Origin of the sequence: Curtobacterium sp. MCPF17_031 (assembly GCF_003234035.1) — a bacterium.
GTDB lineage: Bacteria > Actinomycetota > Actinomycetes > Actinomycetales > Microbacteriaceae > Curtobacterium.
The window spans coordinates 604,837-625,044 of record NZ_QKSG01000001.1; the positions used below are offsets into that span (position 1 = coordinate 604,837).

Genomic DNA, 20,208 nt, shown 5'->3' on the forward strand with positions numbered 1-20,208 from the left:
TCAGGCTCCGGCGGTCCGACCGGACAGTCGCGTCCAGGCGTCCAGCGCGGCCGACATCTCGGCGGTCTTCTTGCTCGTCCCGGTGCCGGTGGCGATGTCCTCGCCCTGCAGCACGACGGTGGCGTGGAAGGTCTTGTCGTGGTCCGGGCCCGCCTCGGTGATCCGGTAGGCCGGGTTGCCGAGGGTCAGCGCGGACGCCAGCTCCTGCAGGCTCGTCTTCGGGTCCATCGCCGCACCGAACCGCGCGGGGTCGACGAGCAGCGGCGCCACGAGACGCAGTACCAGGTCCGTCGCGGCGTCCGCACCCGCGGACAGGTAGGTCGCACCGATCACGGCTTCGACGGTGTCGGCGAGGATCGAGGACTTGTCCCGACCGCCCGTCTGCTCCTCGCCCTTGCCGAGCCGGAGGTACGCGCCGAGGCCGATGAGTCGGCCGATCTCCGCCAGGGCGACCGTCGACACGAGGCTGGCACGCCGCTTGGCGAGCTCGCCCTCGTCGAGCTCCGGGTAGTCCCGGAAGAGCTTGACGGTCACGGCCTGGCCGAGGATGGAGTCGCCGAGGAACTCCAGCCGCTCGTTGTGCCGGATCCCGCCGTGCTCGTACGCGTACGAGCGGTGGGTCAGCGCGAGCTGGAGGAGCTCGAGGTCCACAGGGACCCCGAGGAGGTCACGAAGACGAACGACGTCCGGCCCCACGGGGCTGGACCCCGCGGCGCCGGACGTCGCAGTCATGAGTGCAGTCCGATCAGACGTCGGCGACCTTGCGGCCCTTGTACTCCATGTACAGCGGGGTGCCGGCGGAGTCCTCGACGACCTTCGCGCGGTGCGGGAGGCTGTAGACGACCTTGCCGTTCTCGATCGTCTTCACGAGCTGGACCGGTGCGGCCTTCCACTGCGATCGACGGGCGTGCGTGTTCGCACGGGACTGCTTGCGCTTGGGGACGGCCATGGTGGTTCTCTTTCGCTTGGTCGGTGGTCAGTCGCGGATGGTGGCGGTCACTCGGCCTGGTCGGCCGGCGTCCGCTCCTCGTCCGCGGTGGTCTGGTCAGCGTCGTGGTGCCCGCTGGTGTTCTGGTGCTCGTTGCTGTCGTCGTGCTCGTCGTTGTCGTCGGGCTCGTCGTTGTCGAACTGGATCCCGCCGAGCGCGGCCCAACGGGGATCGGCGGCCGACGGAGCCGGTTGTTCGCCGACGTCTGCCAGACGCTCACCCGTCACCGGGTCGAGTCCTGGGCAGTCCGGTCGGCAGACCGGGGTGAACGGCAGCGACAGCACCACCGCGTCTCGGACCACCGGTTCACAATCCACGTGGTCGTCGTGAACCTGGTAGTCGAATTCCTCCGAGGCATCATACGCGAACACCTCGGCGAATTCGACCTCGACGGGCTCGCTGATGTCGATGAGGCAGCGCGAGCACTCCCCCGTCGCTTCAGCCCGGGCGTGTCCGGAGACCAGGATGCCCTCGTGCAGACCCTCGAGCTTCACGTCGAGGTGCATCTGGTCGCCCTCACGCACGGCGATCAGACCGGCACCGAGCGTGCTCGGCACGACGATGTCGACCGAGACCTCGCGCATGTCGCCCGCCCGTTGCGCGAGGTCACGCACACGCAGGGCATAGGGGCTGTTCACGGAGGAATACACGATCAACCAGCCTAGCGCGCCCGAGCCGAGGAGTCGAGCACCCGACGCGTGTCGCGGACCGTGGCGAGGGTCGTCGACGGCAGCGCGGTGTCAGTGCCGGTCGTCGAGCGCTCGCGCCACGACCCGGGGCACGTACGGCGTGACGTCCCCGCCCAGGCCGGAGACCTGCCGGATGAGCGAGCTCGACACGTGCGCACGGGCGGCGTCCGGCAGCAGGAACACCGTCTCGACACCGGCGAGGTGGCGGTTCATGATCGCCATCGGCGTCTCGTACGCCACGTCCTCGCCGGAGCGCACGCCCTTCACCAGGATCTTGGACCCGACCTGTCGGCAGTAGTCGACGAGCAGCCCTGACGTCCACTCCCCGACCACGACGGTGCCGGGCACGCCGACCTCGGTCAGGGACTCCTCGATGAGCCGCACGCGGTCGCCGGCGTCGAACAGTGCGGACTTCTTGTCGGGGTTGTGCACGACGAGCACGTGCACCTCGTCGAACAACTCGGCGGCACGGGCGATGACGTCCAGGTGCCCCAGCGTCACGGGGTCGAAGGAACCGGGCACGACGGCGATCTTCGTCATGCAGGCGACCATACCTGCGCCCGGTCCTGGCCAGCCCGGTCCTGGCCGGCTCGGTCCTGGCCAGCCCGGTCCTGGCCAGCCCGGTCCTGGCCGGCCAGCGGTCAGTTCTTGCCGAGGAACGCCGCGTCGGACTCGTCGAGGCGTCGTGCGAGGGCGTCCCGCAGCGCCGGGCTCCCGCTGAGGTCCGGGTCGCGCTCGAGGAGTCGCTCGGCCTCTTCCCGGGCGTCGATGATCACGCCGGCGTGCTGCACCACCCGCAGCAGGGTCAGCGACGACCGGCCGCCGGACTGCCGTTCGCCGAGCACGTCGCCCTCGCGGCGGAGCTCCAGGTCCACCCGGGCCAGTTCGAACCCGTCGTCGGAAGCAGCGACCGCGTCCACACGCTCACGCGAGACCGTCTCGGCCTCAGCGTGGGTGACGAGCAGGCAGACGCCGGCGTACTGCCCGCGGCCGATGCGTCCGCGGAGCTGGTGCAGCTGCGAGACGCCGAACCGGTCGGCGTCGAGCACCGCCATCATCGAGGCGTTCGGGACGTCCACGCCGACCTCGATCACCGTGGTGGCGACGAGGACGTCGACGGCCCCGTCGGCGAAGGACGTCATCACCCGGTCCTTCTCCTCAGCCGTCATCCGCCCGTGCAGCACCTCGATCCGACGACCCTCGAGCACCGGCATCGTGCGCATCCGTTCGGCGGTCGCCAGGACCGTCGCGGGCTTCCGGGCCGGTGTGCCGTCCGGGTCGCCACCGGTCGGCTCGGGGGCGCCGTCGTCTTCACCGTGGGCGTCGTCGATGGCCGGGCAGACGACGAACGCCTGTCGGCCGTCGGCCAGTTCCTCGGCCATCCGTGTCCAGATCCGGGACTCCCACCCCGGGTGCTCGGCCAGTCCGACCGTGAAGGTCTCCACCCCGGCGCGACCGGAGGGCATGCCCTGGATGGTCGAGACGTCGAGGTCGCCGAACACCGTCATCGCGACCGTTCGCGGGATCGGCGTCGCGGTGAGCACCAGCACGTGCGGCGGGGTCGCGCCCTTCGTCCGCAGGGCTTCACGCTGCTCGACGCCGAAGCGGTGCTGCTCGTCGACGACGACCAGACCGAGCTCGGCGAAGTCCACGCGGTCACCGAGCAGCGCGTGCGTCCCGACGACGAGCCGGGACCCGCCCGAGGCCGCCGCCAGCAGTGCACGCCGGCGTTCGTCGGTGGACTGCGAACCGGTCAGGATCACCGGTCGGAGCTCCGCGGCGAGGTCGGGGCCGAGGAACTTCACGATCGACCGGAGGTGCTGCGCCGCCAGGACCTCCGTCGGGGCGATCAGGGCGGACTGGCCGCCCGACTCGGCGACGGTGAGCATCGCCCGGATCGCGACGAGGGTCTTGCCCGAACCGACCTCGCCCTGCACCAGTCGGTGCATCGGCCAGGTGCCCGCCATGTCCTGCGCGATCTCCGCACCGACCGCCCGCTGGTCGTCGGTGAGCGTGAACGGCAGGGTCGCGTCGAACCGCTCGAGGATCCCGCCCGGTGCGGCCGTCCGTGACACCGAGGCCGTCGCACGGGCCGCGATCCGGCGCTGCACCAGCGCGGTCTGCAGCACGAAGGCCTCGCGGTAGCGCAGGGCGTCCTGAGCGCGCTTGAAGTCCGCCACCTTCTCGGGCCGGTGCAGCATCTCGAGTGCCTTCCGGAACGGCACCAGGTCGAGACGGGTGCGCACCGAGGCGGGGATCGGGTCGGCGACGTCCGGCAGGGTGTCGAGCACGATCCCCATCGCCTTCGCGATCTGCCACGACGACAGCGACGCGGTCGCCGGGTAGATCGGGATCGGCTGCCGCGACCACCGGATCGCCTCGTCCGACTCGGGGTCCGCCGTGGCCCGCGGGTCGTCGCGGTCGAACAACTCGTAGTCCGGGTGCGCCAGCTGCCGAGCGCCGCGGTAGTCGCCCACCTTGCCGGCGAACACCCCGCGGGCGCCGGGGACGAGGTCCTTCGTGCGCCACCCCTGGTTGAAGAACGTCAGCGTCAACAGGCCCTTGCCGTCCCCGATCTTCGCCTCGAGGATCGAGCCGCGCCGCGCCCGCATCGTGCGCTCGCGGACCTCGACCACCTCGGCCACGATCGTCACCGGCTCGCCGATGGCCAGCGAGTCCAGGGCGGTCAACGCGCCGCGCTCGGCGTACCGCCGGGGGGCGTGCTCCAGGAACTCGCCGACCGTGCGGTGCCCGAAGGCCTTCTCGATCGCCTTCGCGGTCCGCCCGCCGAGGACGCTCGCCAGCTTCACGTCGAGCGGCGCCGTGCCCCACTGCACGTCAGGGGTCGGCACGTCGGCGGAGCCGTCGGGGGTCGTCGGAGCGGTGTCGGCGCGGGAGGTGACCACACGCCAACGGTACCCGGGACGACCGACCCGTCACGGGCCTCCCGGACGCCTGTGGAGAACACCGGAGGGCTGCTGACGGCCCGCTACGGTGACTACATGACCCGCATCATCGCCGGTGCCGCCGGCTCCACGACGCTCCGGGTGCCGAAGTCCGGCACCCGGCCGACGAGCGACCGCGTGCGCGAAGCGCTCTTCTCGTCGCTGGAGGCGCGCGGGCTGATCGACGACACCTCGGTTGCCGACCTCTACGCCGGGACCGGTGCCCTCGGGCTCGAAGCGGCGTCACGAGGTGCGGTGGAGGTGTCCCTCGTCGACCGGGCGGCACCCGCCGCGGCCGCCTGCCGCGACAACGCCAAGGCGGTGCAGAAACGTGTCCCCGGCGTCCGCATCGCCGTGCACGCGCAGCCCGCGCTCGGGTACCTGCGGACCACGGCGAAGACCTTCGACCTGGTGTTCATCGACCCGCCGTACGAGGTCCCGGAGTCCGAGCTCACCGACGTCCTCGACGCCCTGGTGTCCCGGCTGACGGCCGAGGCGGTCGTCGTCGTCGAGCGGGGCACGCGGTCGCCGGAACCGACGTGGCCGACCGGGCTGACGCCGTTCAGCAAACGGTCATGGGGCGACACCGTCGCGTGGGAAGCCGTTGCCGACTCCGCCGGCTGATCCGCGCCGACCGCCCACTGCGCAGTCGGGCGCGGGCCGTCAGCCCGCCGCGCCGTCCCAGTCGGCGTAGGGGTCCCAGCCCGTCGTGGGGACCGGCTCCCCACCGCGCACGAGGTCGACACCGTGGCCCCTGTCACCGCCGTGGTCGTCGTCCGCGACTCGAGCGCGGACGAGTCCGATCCGTCGGAACCCGCCCGGGAGGCCCGCCCCCGCCGGGAAGGTCGCCAACAGTCCGTGGTCCTCACCGCCGTGCAGCGCGACCGGGTCCAGCGCCGGCTCGACGTCGAGTTCCAGCGTCACCCCGCTCGCGCGGGCCAGCCGGCCGGCGTCGATCGCCAGGCCGTCCGAGAGGTCGAGCATCGCGGTCGCACCGGCGGCGGCGGCGAGCGGTCCGTCGGTGATCGGCGGGACCGGACGGCGCTGCCGGGCGACGTCAGGATCGGCGTCCGCACCGTTCGCCCGCACCCGACCGGCGTCCGGCTCACCGGCGTCGTCGACCCCGTCGCGGAACAGGCGGGCGAGTCCTCGGGCGGCGGGCCCGAGTTCGCCCGAGACCGCGAGCACGTCGCCGGGGCGGGCGCCCGAGCGGACGACGGGGGCGCGTCCCCCGAGGTCGCCGAACGCGGTCACGGTCAACGAGAACGTCGCCGAGGTCGACAGGTCACCGCCGACGACGCCGATGCCCGGAGCGAGCGTCTCGATCGCGAGCCGGAACCCGTCGGCGATGCCCTCGAGCACCGTCACGGGGGTCTCCTGCGGGGCGGCGATGGCGACGACGAGGCCCGAGGGTGCCGCGCCCATCGCGGCCACGTCGGACAGGTTCGTGGCGGCGGCCTTCCAGCCGACGTCCTCGGGCGAGGACCACGCCCACCGGAAGTCCGGACCGTGCACCATCATGTCCGTCGTGACGACGAACCGCCCGTCGGGAGCGGCGACCACCGCGCAGTCGTCCCCGGGGCCGAGCAGCGGCGAACCGGGCGGCAGACGCCGGGTCACGCGGTCGAGCACCGCCAGTTCACCGAGCGCTCCCACCGTCTCCGCCGGGGTGCCGGGGCTGTGCTCGTGCGTCGCGTCCACACGAGAACGGTAGCCTGGACGTCGATGGACACCGCACCCCGCCGCCCCCGGAACGCCCGCCGTCGGCTGGGCAGCGCGTTGGGCGGTGTGGCCCTCGCCGCCGCCGTCGTGGTGGGACTGACCGGCTGCACCAACGCGGTCGCCATGCAGGCCGCGCCCTCGGCGAACGCCGCCGCCTGCGCCGGTGCGCAGGTCCGGCTGCCCGCCACCCTGAACGGGACGCTCCCGCTGCGGAACACCTCCGCGCAGGCGACCGCCGCGTGGGGCTCCCCCGCTGCGGTGCTCTACCACTGCGGCGTGGCCGTACCGACGGTCTCCGACCTGCCGTGCTTCGCACAGGGCTCGGTCGACTGGATCCGCGACGCCCGGGGGCAGAATGTGGTCTACACGACGTTCGGGCGCTCCCCCGCGGTGCAGGTCGTCATCGACACGAAGCGGGCCACGTCGGATGCCCTGCAGGACCTGGGCGACGCCGTGTCGACGCTGCCGGAGGACGGGCACCGCTGCCTCGACCCGCAGGACGTCGGCTAGGGCGCTCAGGACCCTGGCACGGCCGACGTCCCGCCCCGCCGAGATCCCTGTAGCCGACGTCCCGGCAGCCGACGTCCCCGAGCGTCAGCGGACCGCGATGCGTCCCAGCTCGATGAGCTCGGCGACCAGCTCCGGGTAGGCCAGGCCCGACGCCGCCCAGCAGCGCGGGTACATCGAGAACGGCGTGAAGCCCGGCATCGTGTTGACCTCGTTGACCACGAAGCCGTCGTCCGTCAGGAAGCAGTCCACGCGGGCCAGTCCCGCGCCACCGATCGCCTCGAACGCACGGGCGCCGATCGACCGGATCTCGTCGGTCTCGGACTCGCTCAGCGGGGCCGGGCAGAGCAGCTGCTCGTCGCCGCCCAGGTACTTGGCGGTGAAGTCGTAGAAGCCGTCCGCAGCGACGACGATCTCACCCGGCAGGCTCGTGCGCGGAGTGCCGTCACGGCCCTCCAGGACGGCGACCTCGACCTCCCGACCGATCACCCGGGGCTCGACGATGACCTTGCTGTCGTGCTCGAACGCCAGGTCCATCGCGGCCCCGAGCTGTGCGGGGTCGTCGACGCGTGAGACACCCATGCTCGACCCCGCACGGGCGGGCTTCACGAAGAGCGGGAACCCGTGCGCGGCGACCGACTCGGCGACGTCGACGGGGTCCGACTGCCACTGTCGGCGGAGCACGGTCGTCCAGGGCGCGACCCGCAGTCCGGCGTGTTCGAGGACGGCCTTCGCGACGTGCTTGTCCATCGCCAGGGCACTGGCGAGCACGCCGTCGCCGACGTACGGCAGGCCGGCGGTCTCCAGGAGGCCCTGGATCGTGCCGTCCTCACCGAACGGGCCGTGCAGGATCGGGAACACCACGTCGACCGACCCGAGGGACTCCACCGACCCGTCGGGCAGCTCGACGAACAGCTCCCGGGAGTCGCCGGAGACCGGGAAGCGGACGCGGGTGCCGTTGTCCGGCACCGTCGGCAGCTCCTGGCCGAGCAGCGCCCAGTCCGACGGGTCGTCGGGCTGCAGGGTGAACGCGCCGTCCTTGGTGATGCCGATCGGCAGCAGGTCGTACCGGTCGCGGTCGACGACGTCCATGATCCCGCCCGCGGTGACGCAGCTGATCTCGTGCTCGCTCGATCGCCCACCGAACAGCACGGCTACGGTGGTCCGCTCGGCGTCGGTCGACACCGTGGGGACGGCTGCGTCGATCGGTTCGGGTGCGGGCGCGGTGCTGCTCATGGACGCTCCAAGCGGTGGGTACCGGGACCGGTCACTCGCCCTGGGGCTCGTCGGTCTCCGTGAGGTGCGGCGCGATGTTGCGCGGATCGAGCCTACCGGCGAGGACCTCGCCGACCTGCCCGACGATGGGCATGTCGACACCGTTCGCCCGGGCCAGTTCGAGGATCGGCGCGACCGAGGCCAGGCCCTCCGCGGTCTGGTTCATCTGACGGACGACCTCGTCGAAGCGGTACCCCTGCCCGAGCAGCCGGCCCGCGGTGTTGTTCCGCGAGAGCGGCGACTGGCACGTGGCGATGAGGTCACCGAGGCCCGCGAGCCCGGACAGCGTCGACGGCTGCGCGCCGAGGGACACCGCGAACTCGGTCATCTCGGCGAGACCGCGGGTGATGATCGAGGCCTTGGTGTTCTCGCCGTAGCCGACGCCGTCGACGATGCCGATGGCGACCGCGATGAGGTTCTTGAGGACCCCGCCGAACTCGGTGCCGATGACGTCCGTGTTGATGAACGAGCGGAAGTAGGGGTTCGTCGCGACCGCGGCGACGGCGGTCGCGGTGTCCACGCTCGAGGACGAGACCACGGCGGCGGTCGGCTGTCGGCGGGCGATCTCGAGCGCCAGGTTCGGCCCGCTGGCCACGGCGATGCGGTCCTGGTCGATGCCGAGCCCCTCGAGGAGCACCTCGCTCATCCGCAGCCCGCTGGCCTTCTCGACGCCCTTCATCAGGCTGACGACCGGCACGTCGGCCGGCAGGAGCTCCCGGATCGCGGCGAGGTTCGAGCGGAGGGTCTGCGACGGCACCGAGACGTACACCTGCTCGGCGCCGGCGAGCACCGCGGCGAGGGACGTCGACGCGGTCAGGGTCCGCGGCAGGTTGATGCCGGGCAGGTACTCCGAGTTCCGCTTGGTCTCGGTGATCTCCCGTGCGATCTCGGGCCGCCGGGCCCAGAGGACGGTCTGGGCGCCGCCCTCGGCGAGCACCTTCGCGAACGTGGTGCCCCAGCTGCCCGCGCCGATGACTGCCACGCGTGGCTTGTCCGTCGACTGCATGACGACGCGGATCGCGGCGGTGTCGACGGCGCCACGGGCGGCGACAGAGGGGTCCGGGCGGTCGTCGTGCGGTCGGAGACCGGGGGCGGTCCCCCGGTCAGCTGCGTCACTCAAACTTGCCGGTCTCCTTCTGGCGGTTGGCGCTCGGGTCCCAGCGCTGCTCCGGAGCACGCTCACCACGGAGCTGCTCGACGAGCTTGGTGATCTCGGCCATCAGCGCGTCGGTGACCTGCTGCAGGAGCGCCTGGTCGATCGGCTTGCCGCGATACGCGGACAGGTCCATCGGCTCGCCGAACAGGATGTCGACGTTCGCCTTCCGGAACAGGTTGAGGCGCTTGGAGTACCGCGGCAGGATCCGCTGCGTGCCCCAGTGGGCCATCGGGATGAGCGGCACGTCGTTCTCGAGCGCGATCCGTGCCGCGCCGGTCTTGCCGCGCATCGGCCACAGGTCCGGGTCACGGGTGAGCGTGCCCTCCGGGTAGACGATGACCGCCCCGCCGTTCCGGACGAGTCCGCCACCGCCCTGCAGTGGGTTGCTGGAGCGGGTCCGCCCGGAGCGTTCGACGGGGATCTGTCCCATGCCGGACATCAGCTTGCCGACGACGGGCACGTCGAAGATCGACGCCTTCGCCAGGAACAGCGGTGGTCGGCGGCTCACCCAGACGGCGGTGCCGACCACCAGCGGGTCGATGTTCGTGTAGTGGTTCGGCGCGAGCACGAACGCCCCGTCCGCCGGCAGGCGGTTCGGGCCGTGCCAGCGGTACGCCGCGACCGCACGGAACAGCGGGATCACGAAGACCGAGGTGATCCGGAACGCGACGTTCAGGTCACCACGCTTCCAGCGCCTCCCGGGGTTCGGGAGGCCCGTGGTGACCTGCTCCACCGCACCGGCGCGGGCGTCGGCCGGCTCGGCGCTCATTCCGCGAAGTCGAAGTCCGCGCCGAGCTTGCGGAGCTTCGGGATGAAGTGCTCGTAGCCACGGCTGATGATGCCGACGTTCGTGATCCGCGACTCACCCTCGGCGGTCAGCGCCGCGATGAGGTGGCTGAAGCCGCCGCGGAGGTCGGGGACACGGACGTTCGCACCGTGCAGCTTCGTCGGGCCGGTGATGACCGCGGCCTGCTCGAAGGGACGACGGGCGACACGGCGGTCGTGACCCGGCAGGCCCTCCTTGTGCACGACGATGTCGGCACCCATCTCGTTGAGCGCGTCGGTGAAGCCGAAGCGGTTCTCGTAGACGGTCTCGTGCACGACGCTCTGACCCTCGGCCTGCGTGAGCGCGACGACGAGGGGCTGCTGCCAGTCGGTCATGAAGCCGGGGTGCACGTCGGTCTCGATGACGACGGGCTTGAGGACGTCCAGCTCGCGGTAGAACCGGATGCCGTCCTCCTGGATGTCGAACCCGCCGCCGACCTTCCGGAAGACGTTGAGGAACGTCATGAGCTCCTGCTGCTTGGCACCCTCGACGAAGATGTCGCCGTTGGTGGCCAGCGCGGCGGAGGCCCAGCTCGCGGCCTCGTTGCGGTCGTTGATCGCGCGGTGCGTGTACCCGCGGAGCGACTTGACGCCCTCGATGAAGATCGTGCGGCTGGGCTCGACCGTGACGATCGCGCCCATCTTCTGCAGGATCGCGATGAGGTCCATGATCTCGGGCTCGATCGCGGCGTTCCGCAGCTCGGTGGTGCCCTCGGCGAGTACGGACGAGAGCAGGACCTGCTCGGTCGCGCCGACGCTCGGGTAGGGCAGCTCGATGTTCGCGCCCTTGAGGCCGTTCGGGGCGGTGATGTGGATGCCCGAGACCTGCTTGTCGACGACGGCCCCCATCGCACGGAGTGCGTCGAGGTGGAAGTCGATCGGACGGTCGCCGATGCGGCAGCCCCCGAGGTCGGGGATGAACGCCTCGCCCAGCTTGTGCAGCAGCGGGCCGCAGAAGAGGATCGGGATCCGGCTGGAACCGGCGTGCGCGTCGATCTCGGCGAAGTGCGCCGTCTCGACCCGCGACGGGTCGAGGATGAGCTCGCCCCGTGCGGGGTCGGTCACGCGCACACCGTGCACCTCGAGCAGGCCGCGGACGACCTTGACGTCGGAGATGTCCGGGACGTCCTTGAGGATCGACGGGGTGTCTCCGAGGAGCGCCGCGACCATGGCCTTGGTCGCGAGGTTCTTCGCACCGCGGACCTCGATGCGTCCCACGAGGGGCTTGCCCCCGCGGATGACGATCTCGTCCGACTTGAGACCGACGCGCGCCCCTGCAGCTGCTGCGTCCTGTACGAGAGAGTTCACTACTTCACCGGCAATGTCTTCGGCCGCCAACGGGAGCGGCGGGATTCGAACTCCGTGATCGAGGTCTCGTCACGGAGGGTGAGCCCGATGTCGTCGAGCCCTTCCATCAACCGCCAACGAGTGTAAGCGTCGATCTCGAAAGCCACGTCCATGTCGCCGATCGACACGCGCTGTGTCGCCAGGTCGACGGTCGCCTCGATCCCGGGCTGGGCCTCGATCGCCGCCCACATCCGCTCGATCTCGGGCTCGGACACCATCGCGGTGACCAGGCCCTGCTTGCCGGCGTTGCCCTTGAAGATGTCCGCGAAACGGGGTGAGACGACCACGCGGAACCCGAAGTCGCGCAGCGCCCACACCGCGTGCTCTCGGGACGACCCGGTGCCGAAGTCCGGTCCGGCGACCAGGACCTTCGCGCCCTGGTAGGCGGGCTGGTTGAGCACGAAGTCGGGGTCCTGGCGCCAACCGGAGAACAGCGCGTCCTCGAAGCCGGTCTTCGTGACCCGCTTCAGGTACACCGCGGGGATGATCTGGTCGGTGTCGACGTTCGACCGCTTCAGCGGTGCGGCGATCCCGGTGACGGTGCCGATCTTGTCCATCAGTGGTTCCCTCCTGCGGTCGCCGGCACGGCCAGGCGAGCGTCGTCGTCTTCCAGGTCCCACGGGCTCGACAGCGTCCCGCGGACGGCGGTCGCGGCGGCGACCAGCGGCGAGACCAGGTGGGTCCGACCGCCCTTGCCCTGCCGGCCTTCGAAGTTGCGGTTCGAGGTGGAGGCGCAGCGCTCCCCCGGCGCGAGCTGGTCGGGGTTCATGCCGAGACACATCGAGCAGCCGGCGAACCGCCACTCGGCGCCGAAGTCGATGAACACCTTGTCGAGCCCCTCGGCTTCGGCCTCGAGCCGGACGCGGGCGGAGCCCGGCACGACCATGACGCGGACGCCGGGCGCCTTCTCGCGGCCCTGGATCACGGACGCGAAGGCCCGGAGGTCCTCGATGCGGGAGTTCGTGCAGGACCCCATGAAGACCGCGTCGACCGCGATGTCCTTCATCGGCGTGCCCGCCTGGAGGTCCATGTACTCCAGCGCTCGGGACGCCGCGGCGCGGTCGTTCGGGTCCGCGTAGTCCGCCGGGTCCGGCACGGACTCGGACAGCGAGACGCCCTGGCCGGGGTTCGTGCCCCAGGTGACGAAGGGCTCGAGGGCGTCGGCGTCGATGAAGACCTCGGCGTCGAACACGGCGTCGTCGTCGGTGGCGAGGGTGTCCCAGTAGGCCACGGCCTCGTCCCAGTCGGCACCGGTCGGGGCGTGGTCGCGGCCCTGCACGTAGTCGTAGGTGATCTGGTCGGGGGCGACCATGCCGGCGCGGGCACCCGCTTCGATCGACATGTTGCAGATCGTCATCCGGCCCTCCATCGAGAGCGCCCGGATGGCCGAGCCGCGGTACTCGAGCACGTAGCCCTGTCCGCCGCCCGTGCCGATCTGTGCGATCACCGCCAGGATGACGTCCTTCGCGGTGACGCCCGGGCGCAGCGTGCCCTCGACCGTGACGGCCATCGTCTTGAAGGGCTTGAGCGGCAGGGTCTGTGTGGCCAGGACGTGCTCGACCTCGCTGGTGCCGATGCCGAACGCCATCGCACCGAACGCACCGTGGGTCGAGGTGTGCGAGTCCCCGCAGACGACCGTGATGCCGGGCATCGTCAGTCCGAGTTGCGGACCGACGACGTGCACGATCCCCTGCTCCTTGTCGCCGAGCGAGTGCAGGCGGACACCGAACTCCTCGCAGTTGCGGCGGAGGGTCTCGATCTGGGTGCGGCTCGTCGGGTCCGCGATCGGCCGGTCGATGGCGAGCGTCGGGGTGTTGTGGTCCTCGGTCGCGATCGTCAGGTCGAGCCGCCGCACCGGGCGGCCGGCCTGCCGCAGGCCGTCGAACGCCTGCGGGCTCGTGACCTCGTGCACGAGGTGGAGGTCGATGTACAGGAGGTCGGGGTTGCCGTCCTCTCCCTTGACGACGACGTGGTCGTCCCACACCTTCTCGGCGAGCGTCCTGCCCATGCCCGTGCCTCCTCGTTCGCGTTCCGATGCCGCTGTCACGGCACCGTGCAAGCACTCTAGCAGCTTGGTATACCAATCAAAGACCCCTGCCGGGAGGCCCACCCCTCCTCGACGACACCCGTCGCGGTGAGAGGATGGCCTGGACATGACGACCGCTCCGCACTCGACCCGCACCACCAACCTCGAGGGCGCGGCCCGCGCCGCGATCGCGGGCGGCGTCCCGCTCGCGCTGCTCATCGGACTCGGGATGCCGCAGTACGCCGCGTTCGCGATGTTCGCCGGTTTCACCGCGATCTTCGGCGCGACCGAGCCCTACCGGCAGCGTGCCGTGACCACCGGGGTCGCCGGCGCGCTGCAGGTCGTGTGCATGGCCGCGGGCATCGCGGTGTCACTCCTCGGCGCGCCGCTGTGGTTGCAGGGCGCGGGGCTCGTCCTGGTGCTCGTCGTCGCGGTCGCCACGCTCAGCGCACTCCGGACGATCCCCGCGCAGCCGATCTTCCCGGTCTTCGCGTTCGTCGTGTCCGCCCTCGTCCCGGTGCGCACGGGCGACCTGCCGCTCGTCGCCACGATCATCCTCGGCTCGGTCGTCTGGGCGTGGCTGGTCGCGATGTCCGGAGCCGCCTTCCGTCGCGTCCTGCACCCGCACGCGCCGCACCGGTTCCGTCCGCTCGCCGCCCGGAAGCACCGGTCCCTCGCGGTCCTCGGCACCTCGGCGCTCTGGGAGACCATCGCGCTCAACGTCCTCGGCGCGCTCGTCGCCGGCGCCGTCGCCGAGGTCCTGCCCGGTCTCGGACACCCCTACTGGGCGGTGATCGCCGTGGTGTCGACGCTGCCTGCGCTCCGGCAGCGCCACACGGTCTCCCGCGCCGTGCAGCGTGTCGTCGGCACCGTCGGCGGCACCGTCGTCGCGGTCGGCATCCTGCTGCTCGAGCCCTCGGCCTGGTGGATCGTCGTGATCGCCGTGGTCGGGCAGTTCATGGCGGAGGTCTTCGTCGCCCGGAACTACGCCGTCTGCCTGCTCTTCCTCACGCCCCTCGCCCTCGCGGTGTCGTGGCTGAGCCTCCCCGAGGCGCCCGGGCTCCTCGCCCTCGACCGGATCGGGCAGACCCTGCTCGGCGCCGTCGTCAGCGTCTGCCTCCTCGCCGTGGGACGGGTCGTCGAGCGGCGTCGAGGACGCGCGCTCGGCGCGACCAGCAGCATCCGGACCGTCTGAGGGACGCGCGCGGTGCGGACGAGCCGCAGCGGGCCTCCCGTCCGGATCGCGCGTGCCAGCCGGGAAGCCCGCCCCTGTCGGCCGCGTCCGGCACCCTGGGTGCATGGACGAGACCTACACACTGCTCCCGACGGCCCCGCCGCTCGACGACTACCTGCGCCTGCGTCGCGACTCCGGTTTGACGCCCGTCACCGCGGAGCAGGGCGCACCGGCCGTCGTCGGCGCCTGGTCGGCCTGTCACGTCGTCGACGGAGCGGGCACGCCGGTCGCGATGGGACGGGTGATCGGCGACGGCGGGTGGTACTTCCACGTCGTCGACATCGCCACCGACCCGACACACCAGCGCCAGGGGCTCGGTCGAGCCGTGGTGGAGTGGCTCCTGGCCGACATCGGCGACCGCGCGCCCGCAGGGGCGTACGTCTCGCTCATCGGTGACCCGCCCGGACAGCGGCTGTACCGGTCGCTCGGGTTCGACGACGTGGCGCCGAGCCTCGGCATGGCGATGGTGCTCGGCGCCGGGGGCTGAACCGACCCTCAGGACGGCGTGATGTTCCAGGCGTCGATGACCGGTCGACCGTGCTCGTACCCGAGCGTGCTGACCGTGGCCGTGCCGAGCTTCAGCACCGCGCCGTCCTGCGGAGCCAGCCGGATCCACGCGGCGCCGAGTGCACGCAGCACGTGCCCGTGCGCGACGAAGATGGCGTCCTGCCCCTCGGCCAGGACGGGTCGGGCGCGGTTGATCACGCGCTCGACGCGGACGCGTACCTCGGCGGCGTTCTCACCGGGTGTGTCGCCGGCCGGGACCCCGTCGGTCCAGAGGTCCCACGGCCCGTGCCGCTGGACCTTGATCTGCGGCGTCGTCAGCCCCTCGTACGCGCCGTAGTCCCACTCGTACAGGTCCTCGTCGAGTTCCGGGTCGACGCCGACGATGCGGGCGGTCTCGCGGGCGCGGGCGAGCGGACTGGAGAGTGCCAGCGCGAAGTCACGGTCCGCCAGGAACCGACCGGCGCGCTCGGCCTGGGCCACACCGTTCTCCGTCAGCGGGATGTCGGTGCGGCCGGTGTGCTGCCCGCTCTTCGACCACTCCGTCTCTCCGTGGCGGACGAGGACGAGTTCGCCGGGGCGTTCCGAGGTCATGGGTTCCTTCCGAGCTGGAGGCCGAGCGCAGCGGCGCCGACCGAGACGACGAGCATCCCGAGGCCGTTCAGGACGGCGAGCCGGGTCTTGCCGGATCGGAGGAGCTGCACGGTCTCGACGCTCGCCGTCGAGAACGTCGTGTACCCACCCATCATGCCCGTCCCCACCACAGCGACCATCGGGGCAGCGATCGCACCGGACTCCCCGAGGCCCGTCACGAACCCGAGGACGAGTGATCCGGTGACGTTGATCAGCAGCGTGCCGATGGGGAAACGCGTCACCCGGGCCTTGAGGAACCCGTCGAGGACGAACCGGAGCGCTGCGCCGACACCGCCGCCGACCGCGACGAGCAGGAGGGTGAGGGCGGTCATCGCGCTGCTCGCTTCGTGAGCGCGCCCGCGACCGCGAGCCCGGCGACCACCGCCGCGAGCCCGAGCACGACCGACAGCAGCGCGTACCCGCTGCCGGCAGCCCAGCGTCCGACGTCGAGCAGCCGTGCGGTGTCGTCGGCCAGCGTGCTGTACGTCGTGAACCCGCCGAGCACACCGGTGCCGACGAACAGCCGCAGTGCCCGACGTCGTCCGACGTCCGGCCCCCGGCGGGCGAGGGCGTCGAGCAGCAGGCCGAGGCAGAACGCGCCGACGACGTTGATCGCGAGGACCGTCCAGCTGATGCCGTCGACGGCCGGCAGCGCCTGGGCGAGCACGGCCCGGACCGCGGTGCCGATCGCGCCGCCGAACGCCACGAGGGCGATGAGGGACCAGCGGGTGTGTGGCGGCGGGTCCAGCGCAGGACGACCTCCGCCTGCTTCGTCCGTGTCCCGCATGAGTCTCCGCTCGCCGACCTGCCGACGCGATGGTACCGCCGGCTCTCGCACTCTCGGGCGGATCCATCCCGTTCATCTGCTCTTGTCGTATTATCAATGTACGTATTGAGGAGCCGATGATGCTGTACCAGTCGACGTTCGAAGACCTCCGGTCCCGCATCCGGTCCGGAGAGTTCCCCGTGGGGGCGCGCCTGCCGTCCGAAGCCGACCTCCTGGCGCACTACGACATCAGCGCGATCACGCTGCGGCGAGCGCTCGACATGCTCCGCGAGGACGGGTACGTCGCCCGGCGACCACGGGTCGGCACGACCGTCGTGAGCACCGAGCCGACGGCACGTCTCCGGCCGACCGACCGGATCGACGTCGGGGTGGTCCTCACCAACTTCGACGACACCTTCGGCACCCGGGTCCTCGAGGGCATGCTCGACGAGGCCGGCACCGACACCGACGTGATCGTCAAGCGCACCCACGGTGACCACGATGCCGAGGATGCGGCGATCCGCGCGCTGGCGGCACGGGTACAGGGCTTGGTCGTGCTGCCGAGCAGCTCCGAGTTCATCCCACCGGGGGTCCTCGAGCTCCTGCCCACGGGGTTCCCCGTCGTGATCCTCGACCGTCGGTACGAGGGCATCCCGGTGTCGGACATCTCCACGGACAACATCGGTGCCGGTGCTGCAGCGACGGAGCACCTGTTCGGCCTCGGGCACCGGCGGGTGGCCCTCGTCACATCGGACAGCCGGGTGACGTCCAACGACGACCGTCGCCGCGGCTGGGTCGGTGCGCACGCCCGGAACGACAAGGCGCTCGACGACGCGCTGGCGTTCCACGACGTCGAGTCGACACTGCCGGGGTCGACGGACCGCCCGGAGGACGACGTCGCTCGGCTCGTCGCGTTCGTCGAGGCCCACCCCGAGGCGACGGCGTTCGTCGCCGGCGAGTACAACATCGCGCTGCTGCTCCGGGACGCTCTGGAGCAGGTGGGCAAGCGGGTTCCCGACGACGTCTCCATCGTCTGCTTCGACCACCCGGATGCGACATTCGACCGCCAGCTGTTCCGGTTCACGCACATCGCGCAGGACCAGCCCGGGGTCGGACGTCAGGCGGTGGCCCAGGTGCTGCGGCAGGCACGAGGCGAGAGCGGGTCCCGGAAGATCCTCGTGCCTGCGCAGCTGGTGACCGGCGCGTCGACTGCGCAGCCGCCTACTGGTCGAGTCGGGCGCGCAACTCGGTCGCCATCGCGGCGCTGAGCTGCGTCGAGTACGGCACCGCGCCGACGGGACGCTCGGTCCAGTCGTTGGCGGCAGGCCGGTCGAGCTCCTCCGGGAACGCCCCCCAGAGCGCGTCGGTGCTGGCACGGACGAACGCCGTCAGGGCGACGCGGTCGGCGTCCCCGTCCGGCAGCCGCTCCAGGAGGAGCCCGAGGTACCGGTAGTACACGCCCTTGAACAGGCCCTCGTCGCCGCCGTCGCCCTCCTGGCGGAAGACGACACCGTCGGACAGCTCGGTGACCGCGGTCCGTGCGGTCCGGACTGCGACGGCGAGCAGGTCGACGTCCGGTCGGCGATCGGCCAGCTCGACAGCGGCCCCGACGTACAGCCCCTGGTTGTAGGTGAACCGCCACTGCGTGTCCACCCTGCCGTCGCCCTCACGGTTGACCCCGTCCTCGACGAACCCGTCGGCGGCGTCGACGAGGTGGTCGGTCAGCCAGTCGAACGCCGTCTCCGCGTGCTGCAGGAACCGGCCGTCACCGGTGATCCGGTGCAGCCGTGCGCCGAGGATGACGAGCGGTCCGTTGGCCGGGGTGTTCTTGTACGCGAGCTGCTGCCTGCGCCACGCCAGGCTCGTCCCGCCGGTGTCGTTCCAGCCGTGCTCCACCACGTGGTCGAACAGGGCGACGGTGTCGTCGAGGTACTGCTGCTCCCCGGTTGCGCCGTGCAGCCGCAGGGTCGCGAGGGCGAACCAGAGCATGTCGTCGAAGTAGTCGTTGAACAGCGAGCCGCCGTTCCGCTCGACGATGTTCCGGTGCACCGCCCGCGCCTGCTCGAGTCGAACCGGGTCGCCGCTGCGCTCGAACGCGTCGAGACGGACGTCCATGAGGTGCGCGAGCCACCAGTAGTTGAACGTGCTGTCGTCAGCTTCCTGCACCGGCCACGAGTTGTGGAGGTACTGCGGCCACGGCGCTCCGTAGAGGCGCTCGATGCTGTCCTGCATGCGGTCGGCGCGGTCCGCCCAGACGCCGGTCATCGTGTCGGTCACTTGCGGTTCTCCTGGAGGATGCGGTCGCCCTGCTTCGCAGCCTGGGCGAGTGTCTGCTCGGCAGACAGCTGGCCGGACATGAACTTCTCGAGCGCCGGGGTGAGTGCCTTGCCCTCGACGTCGCTGTACCCGGGGACGTCGGGCCGCACGGTGGCGTAGTCGAGCGTCTTGACGAAGCCGGCGTACCGCGGGTCGTCGGTGAAGAACGGGTCGTTGGCGGAGGACCGGTTGGCCGGGATCCACCCGGAGACCTTGGCGAAGTCGACACCGTTCTCGGGCTTCGTCGCCCACCACTTCTCGAACGCCCAGGCGCCGTCGGACTGCTGCGCGCCGGTCGGGATCACGAGACCGAACCCGCCCATCACGGCACCCTTCTCGCCGCTCGGTCCGGCGACCGGTTCGGTGACGCCCCACTTGAGGCCATCGGCCTTCTCGAGGTTCGGCACGTCCCACGGTCCGTCGTACTTCATGGCGGCCTGGCCCGCCGCGAAGACGTCGTTGCTGTCGCCGAAGCCGTTCGTGTACACGCCGTCGTCCGTCAGGCTCTTCCAGAAGTCGAGTACTTCGACGCCTTCGGGGCTGTTGAACGCGGTCTTCGTGCCGTCCTTGTTGAGGAGTCGACCGCCGGCCTGCTGGAGCCACATCGAGAACAGACCGGGGTCGTTGAGCATGAACCCGGATTGCTGCAGCTTCCCGCCCTTCATGACGGTGAGCTCTCGCGCGTCGGTCTTGAGTTCGTCCCACGTCGTCGGCGGCGTGAGGCCGGCCTTCGCGAACAGGTCTTCGTTGTAGACGAGGGACCGGTTGTCGACCAGGAGCGGTAGGCCGTAGAGCTTGCCGTCATGCCGCATCTCGGACAGTGCCTGCGGGTAGAACTCCTCGGTGTCGACGCCGTCTTCCTCGACCCGGTCGTCGATCGCCTGCAACGCGCCCTTCGGTGCGTAGAGGGACGTCTGGTACCGGTCCCAGAGCACGAGATCGGGGACCTTCCCGCCGGCGATCGCGGTGAGCAGCTTCTGCTCCACGAGTTCCTGCGGGACGTACTTCACCGTGTACTTCGTCTGCGCCTTGTTGAAGGCACTGGTCATGGTGTTGATCTGATCGACCTGGTCACCGGACCAGGAGCCCCACATGGTGACTTCTTGCCGGCCGCCGGCACCCGTGGTACCGGAGGAACCGGACGAGCAACCGGTGAGGACGAGCGCGGCGGCAGCGAGTGCCGCGGCCGCGCCGAGGAAGTGGCGTGACTTCATTGTCGTGTGCTTTCTGGTGTGCGGGGCGCGGCGAGCGTGCCGACTCCCCGGGGTGGATGAG

The 20,208-nt window shown here is 71.1% G+C and carries 22 protein-coding genes; 5 read left to right on the forward strand and 17 right to left on the reverse strand.

The genetic code is table 11. The annotated features are described in order from the left end of the window. The 5 genes from rnc to DEJ31_RS02850 all read right to left on the reverse strand — a co-directional run bounded on the left by rnc (window position 1) and on the right by DEJ31_RS02850 (window position 4,514). Window positions 1-732, reverse strand: a complete 732-nt coding sequence (gene rnc, locus DEJ31_RS02825) for a ribonuclease III (RefSeq protein ID WP_111121150.1) — start codon at window positions 730-732, stop codon at window positions 1-3. Between the two features lie 13 nt (window positions 733-745). Beyond that, the gene (rpmF, locus tag DEJ31_RS02830; RefSeq protein ID WP_110902027.1) at window positions 746-949 is read right to left on the reverse strand and encodes a 50S ribosomal protein L32; all 204 of its coding nucleotides are present in this window, start codon (window positions 947-949) and stop codon (window positions 746-748) included. 47 nt (window positions 950-996) lie between these two features. Then, a complete protein-coding gene (locus DEJ31_RS02835; RefSeq protein ID WP_258366092.1) occupies window positions 997-1,638 on the reverse strand; it encodes a DUF177 domain-containing protein in 642 nt (213 codons plus the stop codon). A gap of 90 nt (window positions 1,639-1,728) precedes the next feature. Then, complete coding sequence (gene coaD, locus DEJ31_RS02840) at window positions 1,729-2,217, reverse strand: pantetheine-phosphate adenylyltransferase (RefSeq protein WP_111043909.1); 489 nt, start codon at window positions 2,215-2,217, stop codon at window positions 1,729-1,731. Between the two features lie 101 nt (window positions 2,218-2,318). Next, the gene (locus tag DEJ31_RS02850; RefSeq protein WP_111121193.1) at window positions 2,319-4,514 is read right to left on the reverse strand and encodes an ATP-dependent DNA helicase RecG; all 2,196 of its coding nucleotides are present in this window, start codon (window positions 4,512-4,514) and stop codon (window positions 2,319-2,321) included. Window positions 4,515-4,679: 165 nt separating this feature from the next. Between DEJ31_RS02850 and DEJ31_RS02855 the strand changes: the two genes are divergently transcribed. Continuing rightward, on the forward strand, window positions 4,680-5,246 hold the full coding sequence (locus tag DEJ31_RS02855) for an RsmD family RNA methyltransferase (RefSeq protein WP_111043911.1): 567 nt from the start codon (window positions 4,680-4,682) through the stop codon (window positions 5,244-5,246). A 39-nt stretch (window positions 5,247-5,285) separates the two neighbouring features. Here the strand turns inward: DEJ31_RS02855 and thiL are convergent, their stop codons facing one another. After that, window positions 5,286-6,323 (reverse strand): thiamine-phosphate kinase, encoded by a 1,038-nt coding sequence (gene thiL, locus DEJ31_RS02860; protein WP_375537608.1) that lies wholly within the window; start codon window positions 6,321-6,323, stop codon window positions 5,286-5,288. A 24-nt stretch (window positions 6,324-6,347) separates the two neighbouring features. On the opposite strand from thiL, the gene DEJ31_RS02865 reads away from it, so the two are divergent. Beyond that, the gene (locus DEJ31_RS02865) at window positions 6,348-6,854 is read left to right on the forward strand and encodes a DUF3515 domain-containing protein (RefSeq protein ID WP_258366093.1); all 507 of its coding nucleotides are present in this window, start codon (window positions 6,348-6,350) and stop codon (window positions 6,852-6,854) included. Between the two features lie 84 nt (window positions 6,855-6,938). Here DEJ31_RS02865 and DEJ31_RS02870 read toward each other — a convergent pair whose 3' ends face one another. The 6 genes from DEJ31_RS02870 to leuC form a co-directional block, all read right to left on the reverse strand. Further along, the gene (locus tag DEJ31_RS02870; RefSeq protein ID WP_110902024.1) at window positions 6,939-8,087 is read right to left on the reverse strand and encodes a D-alanine--D-alanine ligase family protein; all 1,149 of its coding nucleotides are present in this window, start codon (window positions 8,085-8,087) and stop codon (window positions 6,939-6,941) included. A gap of 31 nt (window positions 8,088-8,118) precedes the next feature. Beyond that, a complete protein-coding gene (locus DEJ31_RS02875) occupies window positions 8,119-9,132 on the reverse strand; it encodes an NAD(P)H-dependent glycerol-3-phosphate dehydrogenase (protein WP_111079244.1) in 1,014 nt (337 codons plus the stop codon). Window positions 9,133-9,238: 106 nt separating this feature from the next. Beyond that, complete coding sequence (locus tag DEJ31_RS02880) at window positions 9,239-10,051, reverse strand: 1-acyl-sn-glycerol-3-phosphate acyltransferase (RefSeq protein ID WP_110902023.1); 813 nt, start codon at window positions 10,049-10,051, stop codon at window positions 9,239-9,241. Next, window positions 10,048-11,415, reverse strand: a complete 1,368-nt coding sequence (murA, locus tag DEJ31_RS02885; protein ID WP_110902022.1) for a UDP-N-acetylglucosamine 1-carboxyvinyltransferase — start codon at window positions 11,413-11,415, stop codon at window positions 10,048-10,050. The genes DEJ31_RS02880 and murA overlap by 4 nt, the downstream gene beginning before the upstream one ends. Next, window positions 11,415-12,011, reverse strand: a complete 597-nt coding sequence (gene leuD, locus DEJ31_RS02890; RefSeq protein ID WP_111043873.1) for a 3-isopropylmalate dehydratase small subunit — start codon at window positions 12,009-12,011, stop codon at window positions 11,415-11,417. The genes murA and leuD overlap by 1 nt, the downstream gene beginning before the upstream one ends. Continuing rightward, window positions 12,011-13,462 (reverse strand): 3-isopropylmalate dehydratase large subunit, encoded by a 1,452-nt coding sequence (leuC, locus tag DEJ31_RS02895; protein ID WP_111121153.1) that lies wholly within the window; start codon window positions 13,460-13,462, stop codon window positions 12,011-12,013. The genes leuD and leuC overlap by 1 nt, the downstream gene beginning before the upstream one ends. 145 nt (window positions 13,463-13,607) lie before the next feature. Between leuC and DEJ31_RS02900 the strand changes: the two genes are divergently transcribed. Together DEJ31_RS02900 and DEJ31_RS02905 are read left to right on the forward strand one after the other, a co-directional pair. Next, window positions 13,608-14,675, forward strand: coding sequence for an FUSC family protein (locus tag DEJ31_RS02900; protein WP_111043875.1), 1,068 nt, complete (start codon window positions 13,608-13,610; stop codon window positions 14,673-14,675). A 103-nt stretch (window positions 14,676-14,778) separates the two neighbouring features. Further along, window positions 14,779-15,201 carry a GNAT family N-acetyltransferase gene (locus DEJ31_RS02905; protein WP_110902018.1) on the forward strand — a complete coding sequence of 141 codons (423 nt, stop codon included), beginning with the start codon at window positions 14,779-14,781 and terminating at the stop codon, window positions 15,199-15,201. Between the two features lie 8 nt (window positions 15,202-15,209). Here DEJ31_RS02905 and DEJ31_RS02910 read toward each other — a convergent pair whose 3' ends face one another. Genes DEJ31_RS02910 through DEJ31_RS02920 form a run of 3 tightly spaced genes read right to left on the reverse strand, consistent with a single transcriptional unit; the run spans window position 15,210 to window position 16,638 of the window. Then, window positions 15,210-15,812 carry a histidine phosphatase family protein gene (locus tag DEJ31_RS02910; protein WP_110902017.1) on the reverse strand — a complete coding sequence of 201 codons (603 nt, stop codon included), beginning with the start codon at window positions 15,810-15,812 and terminating at the stop codon, window positions 15,210-15,212. Continuing rightward, window positions 15,809-16,183: a fluoride efflux transporter CrcB gene (gene crcB, locus DEJ31_RS02915; RefSeq protein ID WP_110902016.1), complete on the reverse strand. Its 375-nt coding sequence runs from the start codon at window positions 16,181-16,183 to the stop codon at window positions 15,809-15,811. The genes DEJ31_RS02910 and crcB overlap by 4 nt, the downstream gene beginning before the upstream one ends. Continuing rightward, window positions 16,180-16,638 carry a CrcB family protein gene (locus DEJ31_RS02920; protein WP_111121154.1) on the reverse strand — a complete coding sequence of 153 codons (459 nt, stop codon included), beginning with the start codon at window positions 16,636-16,638 and terminating at the stop codon, window positions 16,180-16,182. The genes crcB and DEJ31_RS02920 overlap by 4 nt, the downstream gene beginning before the upstream one ends. Before the next feature lie 116 nt (window positions 16,639-16,754). Between DEJ31_RS02920 and DEJ31_RS02925 the strand changes: the two genes are divergently transcribed. Beyond that, window positions 16,755-17,885, forward strand: a complete 1,131-nt coding sequence (locus DEJ31_RS02925; RefSeq protein WP_181427342.1) for a GntR family transcriptional regulator — start codon at window positions 16,755-16,757, stop codon at window positions 17,883-17,885. Here DEJ31_RS02925 and DEJ31_RS02930 read toward each other — a convergent pair. Together DEJ31_RS02930 and DEJ31_RS02935 are read right to left on the reverse strand one after the other, a co-directional pair. Then, the gene (locus DEJ31_RS02930) at window positions 17,839-18,894 is read right to left on the reverse strand and encodes a glycoside hydrolase family 76 protein (protein ID WP_111121155.1); all 1,056 of its coding nucleotides are present in this window, start codon (window positions 18,892-18,894) and stop codon (window positions 17,839-17,841) included. The two genes, DEJ31_RS02925 and DEJ31_RS02930, sit on opposite strands and share 47 nt — an antisense overlap. Next, entirely contained in the window at window positions 18,891-20,147 is a 1,257-nt protein-coding gene (locus DEJ31_RS02935; RefSeq protein WP_111121156.1) for an ABC transporter substrate-binding protein, read from the reverse strand. The genes DEJ31_RS02930 and DEJ31_RS02935 overlap by 4 nt, the downstream gene beginning before the upstream one ends. Window positions 20,148-20,208 lie beyond the last annotated feature (61 nt).

What these genes read in the sequence shown, in the direction of transcription:
- rnc (WP_111121150.1), bottom strand. Translation starts at nt 732, where the DNA reads ATGACTGCGACGTCCGGCGCCGCGGGGTCCAGCCCCGTGGGGCCGGAC.
- rpmF (WP_110902027.1), bottom strand. Translation starts at nt 949, where the DNA reads ATGGCCGTCCCCAAGCGCAAGCAGTCCCGTGCGAACACGCACGCCCGT.
- coaD (WP_111043909.1), bottom strand. Translation starts at nt 2,217, where the DNA reads ATGACGAAGATCGCCGTCGTGCCCGGTTCCTTCGACCCCGTGACGCTG.
- DEJ31_RS02855 (WP_111043911.1), top strand. Translation starts at nt 4,680, where the DNA reads ATGACCCGCATCATCGCCGGTGCCGCCGGCTCCACGACGCTCCGGGTG.
- DEJ31_RS02865 (WP_258366093.1), top strand. Translation starts at nt 6,348, where the DNA reads ATGGACACCGCACCCCGCCGCCCCCGGAACGCCCGCCGTCGGCTGGGC.
- DEJ31_RS02870 (WP_110902024.1), bottom strand. Translation starts at nt 8,087, where the DNA reads ATGAGCAGCACCGCGCCCGCACCCGAACCGATCGACGCAGCCGTCCCC.
- DEJ31_RS02875 (WP_111079244.1), bottom strand. Translation starts at nt 9,132, where the DNA reads ATGCAGTCGACGGACAAGCCACGCGTGGCAGTCATCGGCGCGGGCAGC.
- DEJ31_RS02880 (WP_110902023.1), bottom strand. Translation starts at nt 10,051, where the DNA reads ATGAGCGCCGAGCCGGCCGACGCCCGCGCCGGTGCGGTGGAGCAGGTC.
- leuD (WP_111043873.1), bottom strand. Translation starts at nt 12,011, where the DNA reads ATGGACAAGATCGGCACCGTCACCGGGATCGCCGCACCGCTGAAGCGG.
- leuC (WP_111121153.1), bottom strand. Translation starts at nt 13,462, where the DNA reads ATGGGCAGGACGCTCGCCGAGAAGGTGTGGGACGACCACGTCGTCGTC.
- DEJ31_RS02900 (WP_111043875.1), top strand. Translation starts at nt 13,608, where the DNA reads ATGACGACCGCTCCGCACTCGACCCGCACCACCAACCTCGAGGGCGCG.
- DEJ31_RS02905 (WP_110902018.1), top strand. Translation starts at nt 14,779, where the DNA reads ATGGACGAGACCTACACACTGCTCCCGACGGCCCCGCCGCTCGACGAC.
- DEJ31_RS02910 (WP_110902017.1), bottom strand. Translation starts at nt 15,812, where the DNA reads ATGACCTCGGAACGCCCCGGCGAACTCGTCCTCGTCCGCCACGGAGAG.
- crcB (WP_110902016.1), bottom strand. Translation starts at nt 16,183, where the DNA reads ATGACCGCCCTCACCCTCCTGCTCGTCGCGGTCGGCGGCGGTGTCGGC.
- DEJ31_RS02920 (WP_111121154.1), bottom strand. Translation starts at nt 16,638, where the DNA reads ATGCGGGACACGGACGAAGCAGGCGGAGGTCGTCCTGCGCTGGACCCG.
- DEJ31_RS02925 (WP_181427342.1), top strand. Translation starts at nt 16,755, where the DNA reads ATGATGCTGTACCAGTCGACGTTCGAAGACCTCCGGTCCCGCATCCGG.
- DEJ31_RS02935 (WP_111121156.1), bottom strand. Translation starts at nt 20,147, where the DNA reads ATGAAGTCACGCCACTTCCTCGGCGCGGCCGCGGCACTCGCTGCCGCC.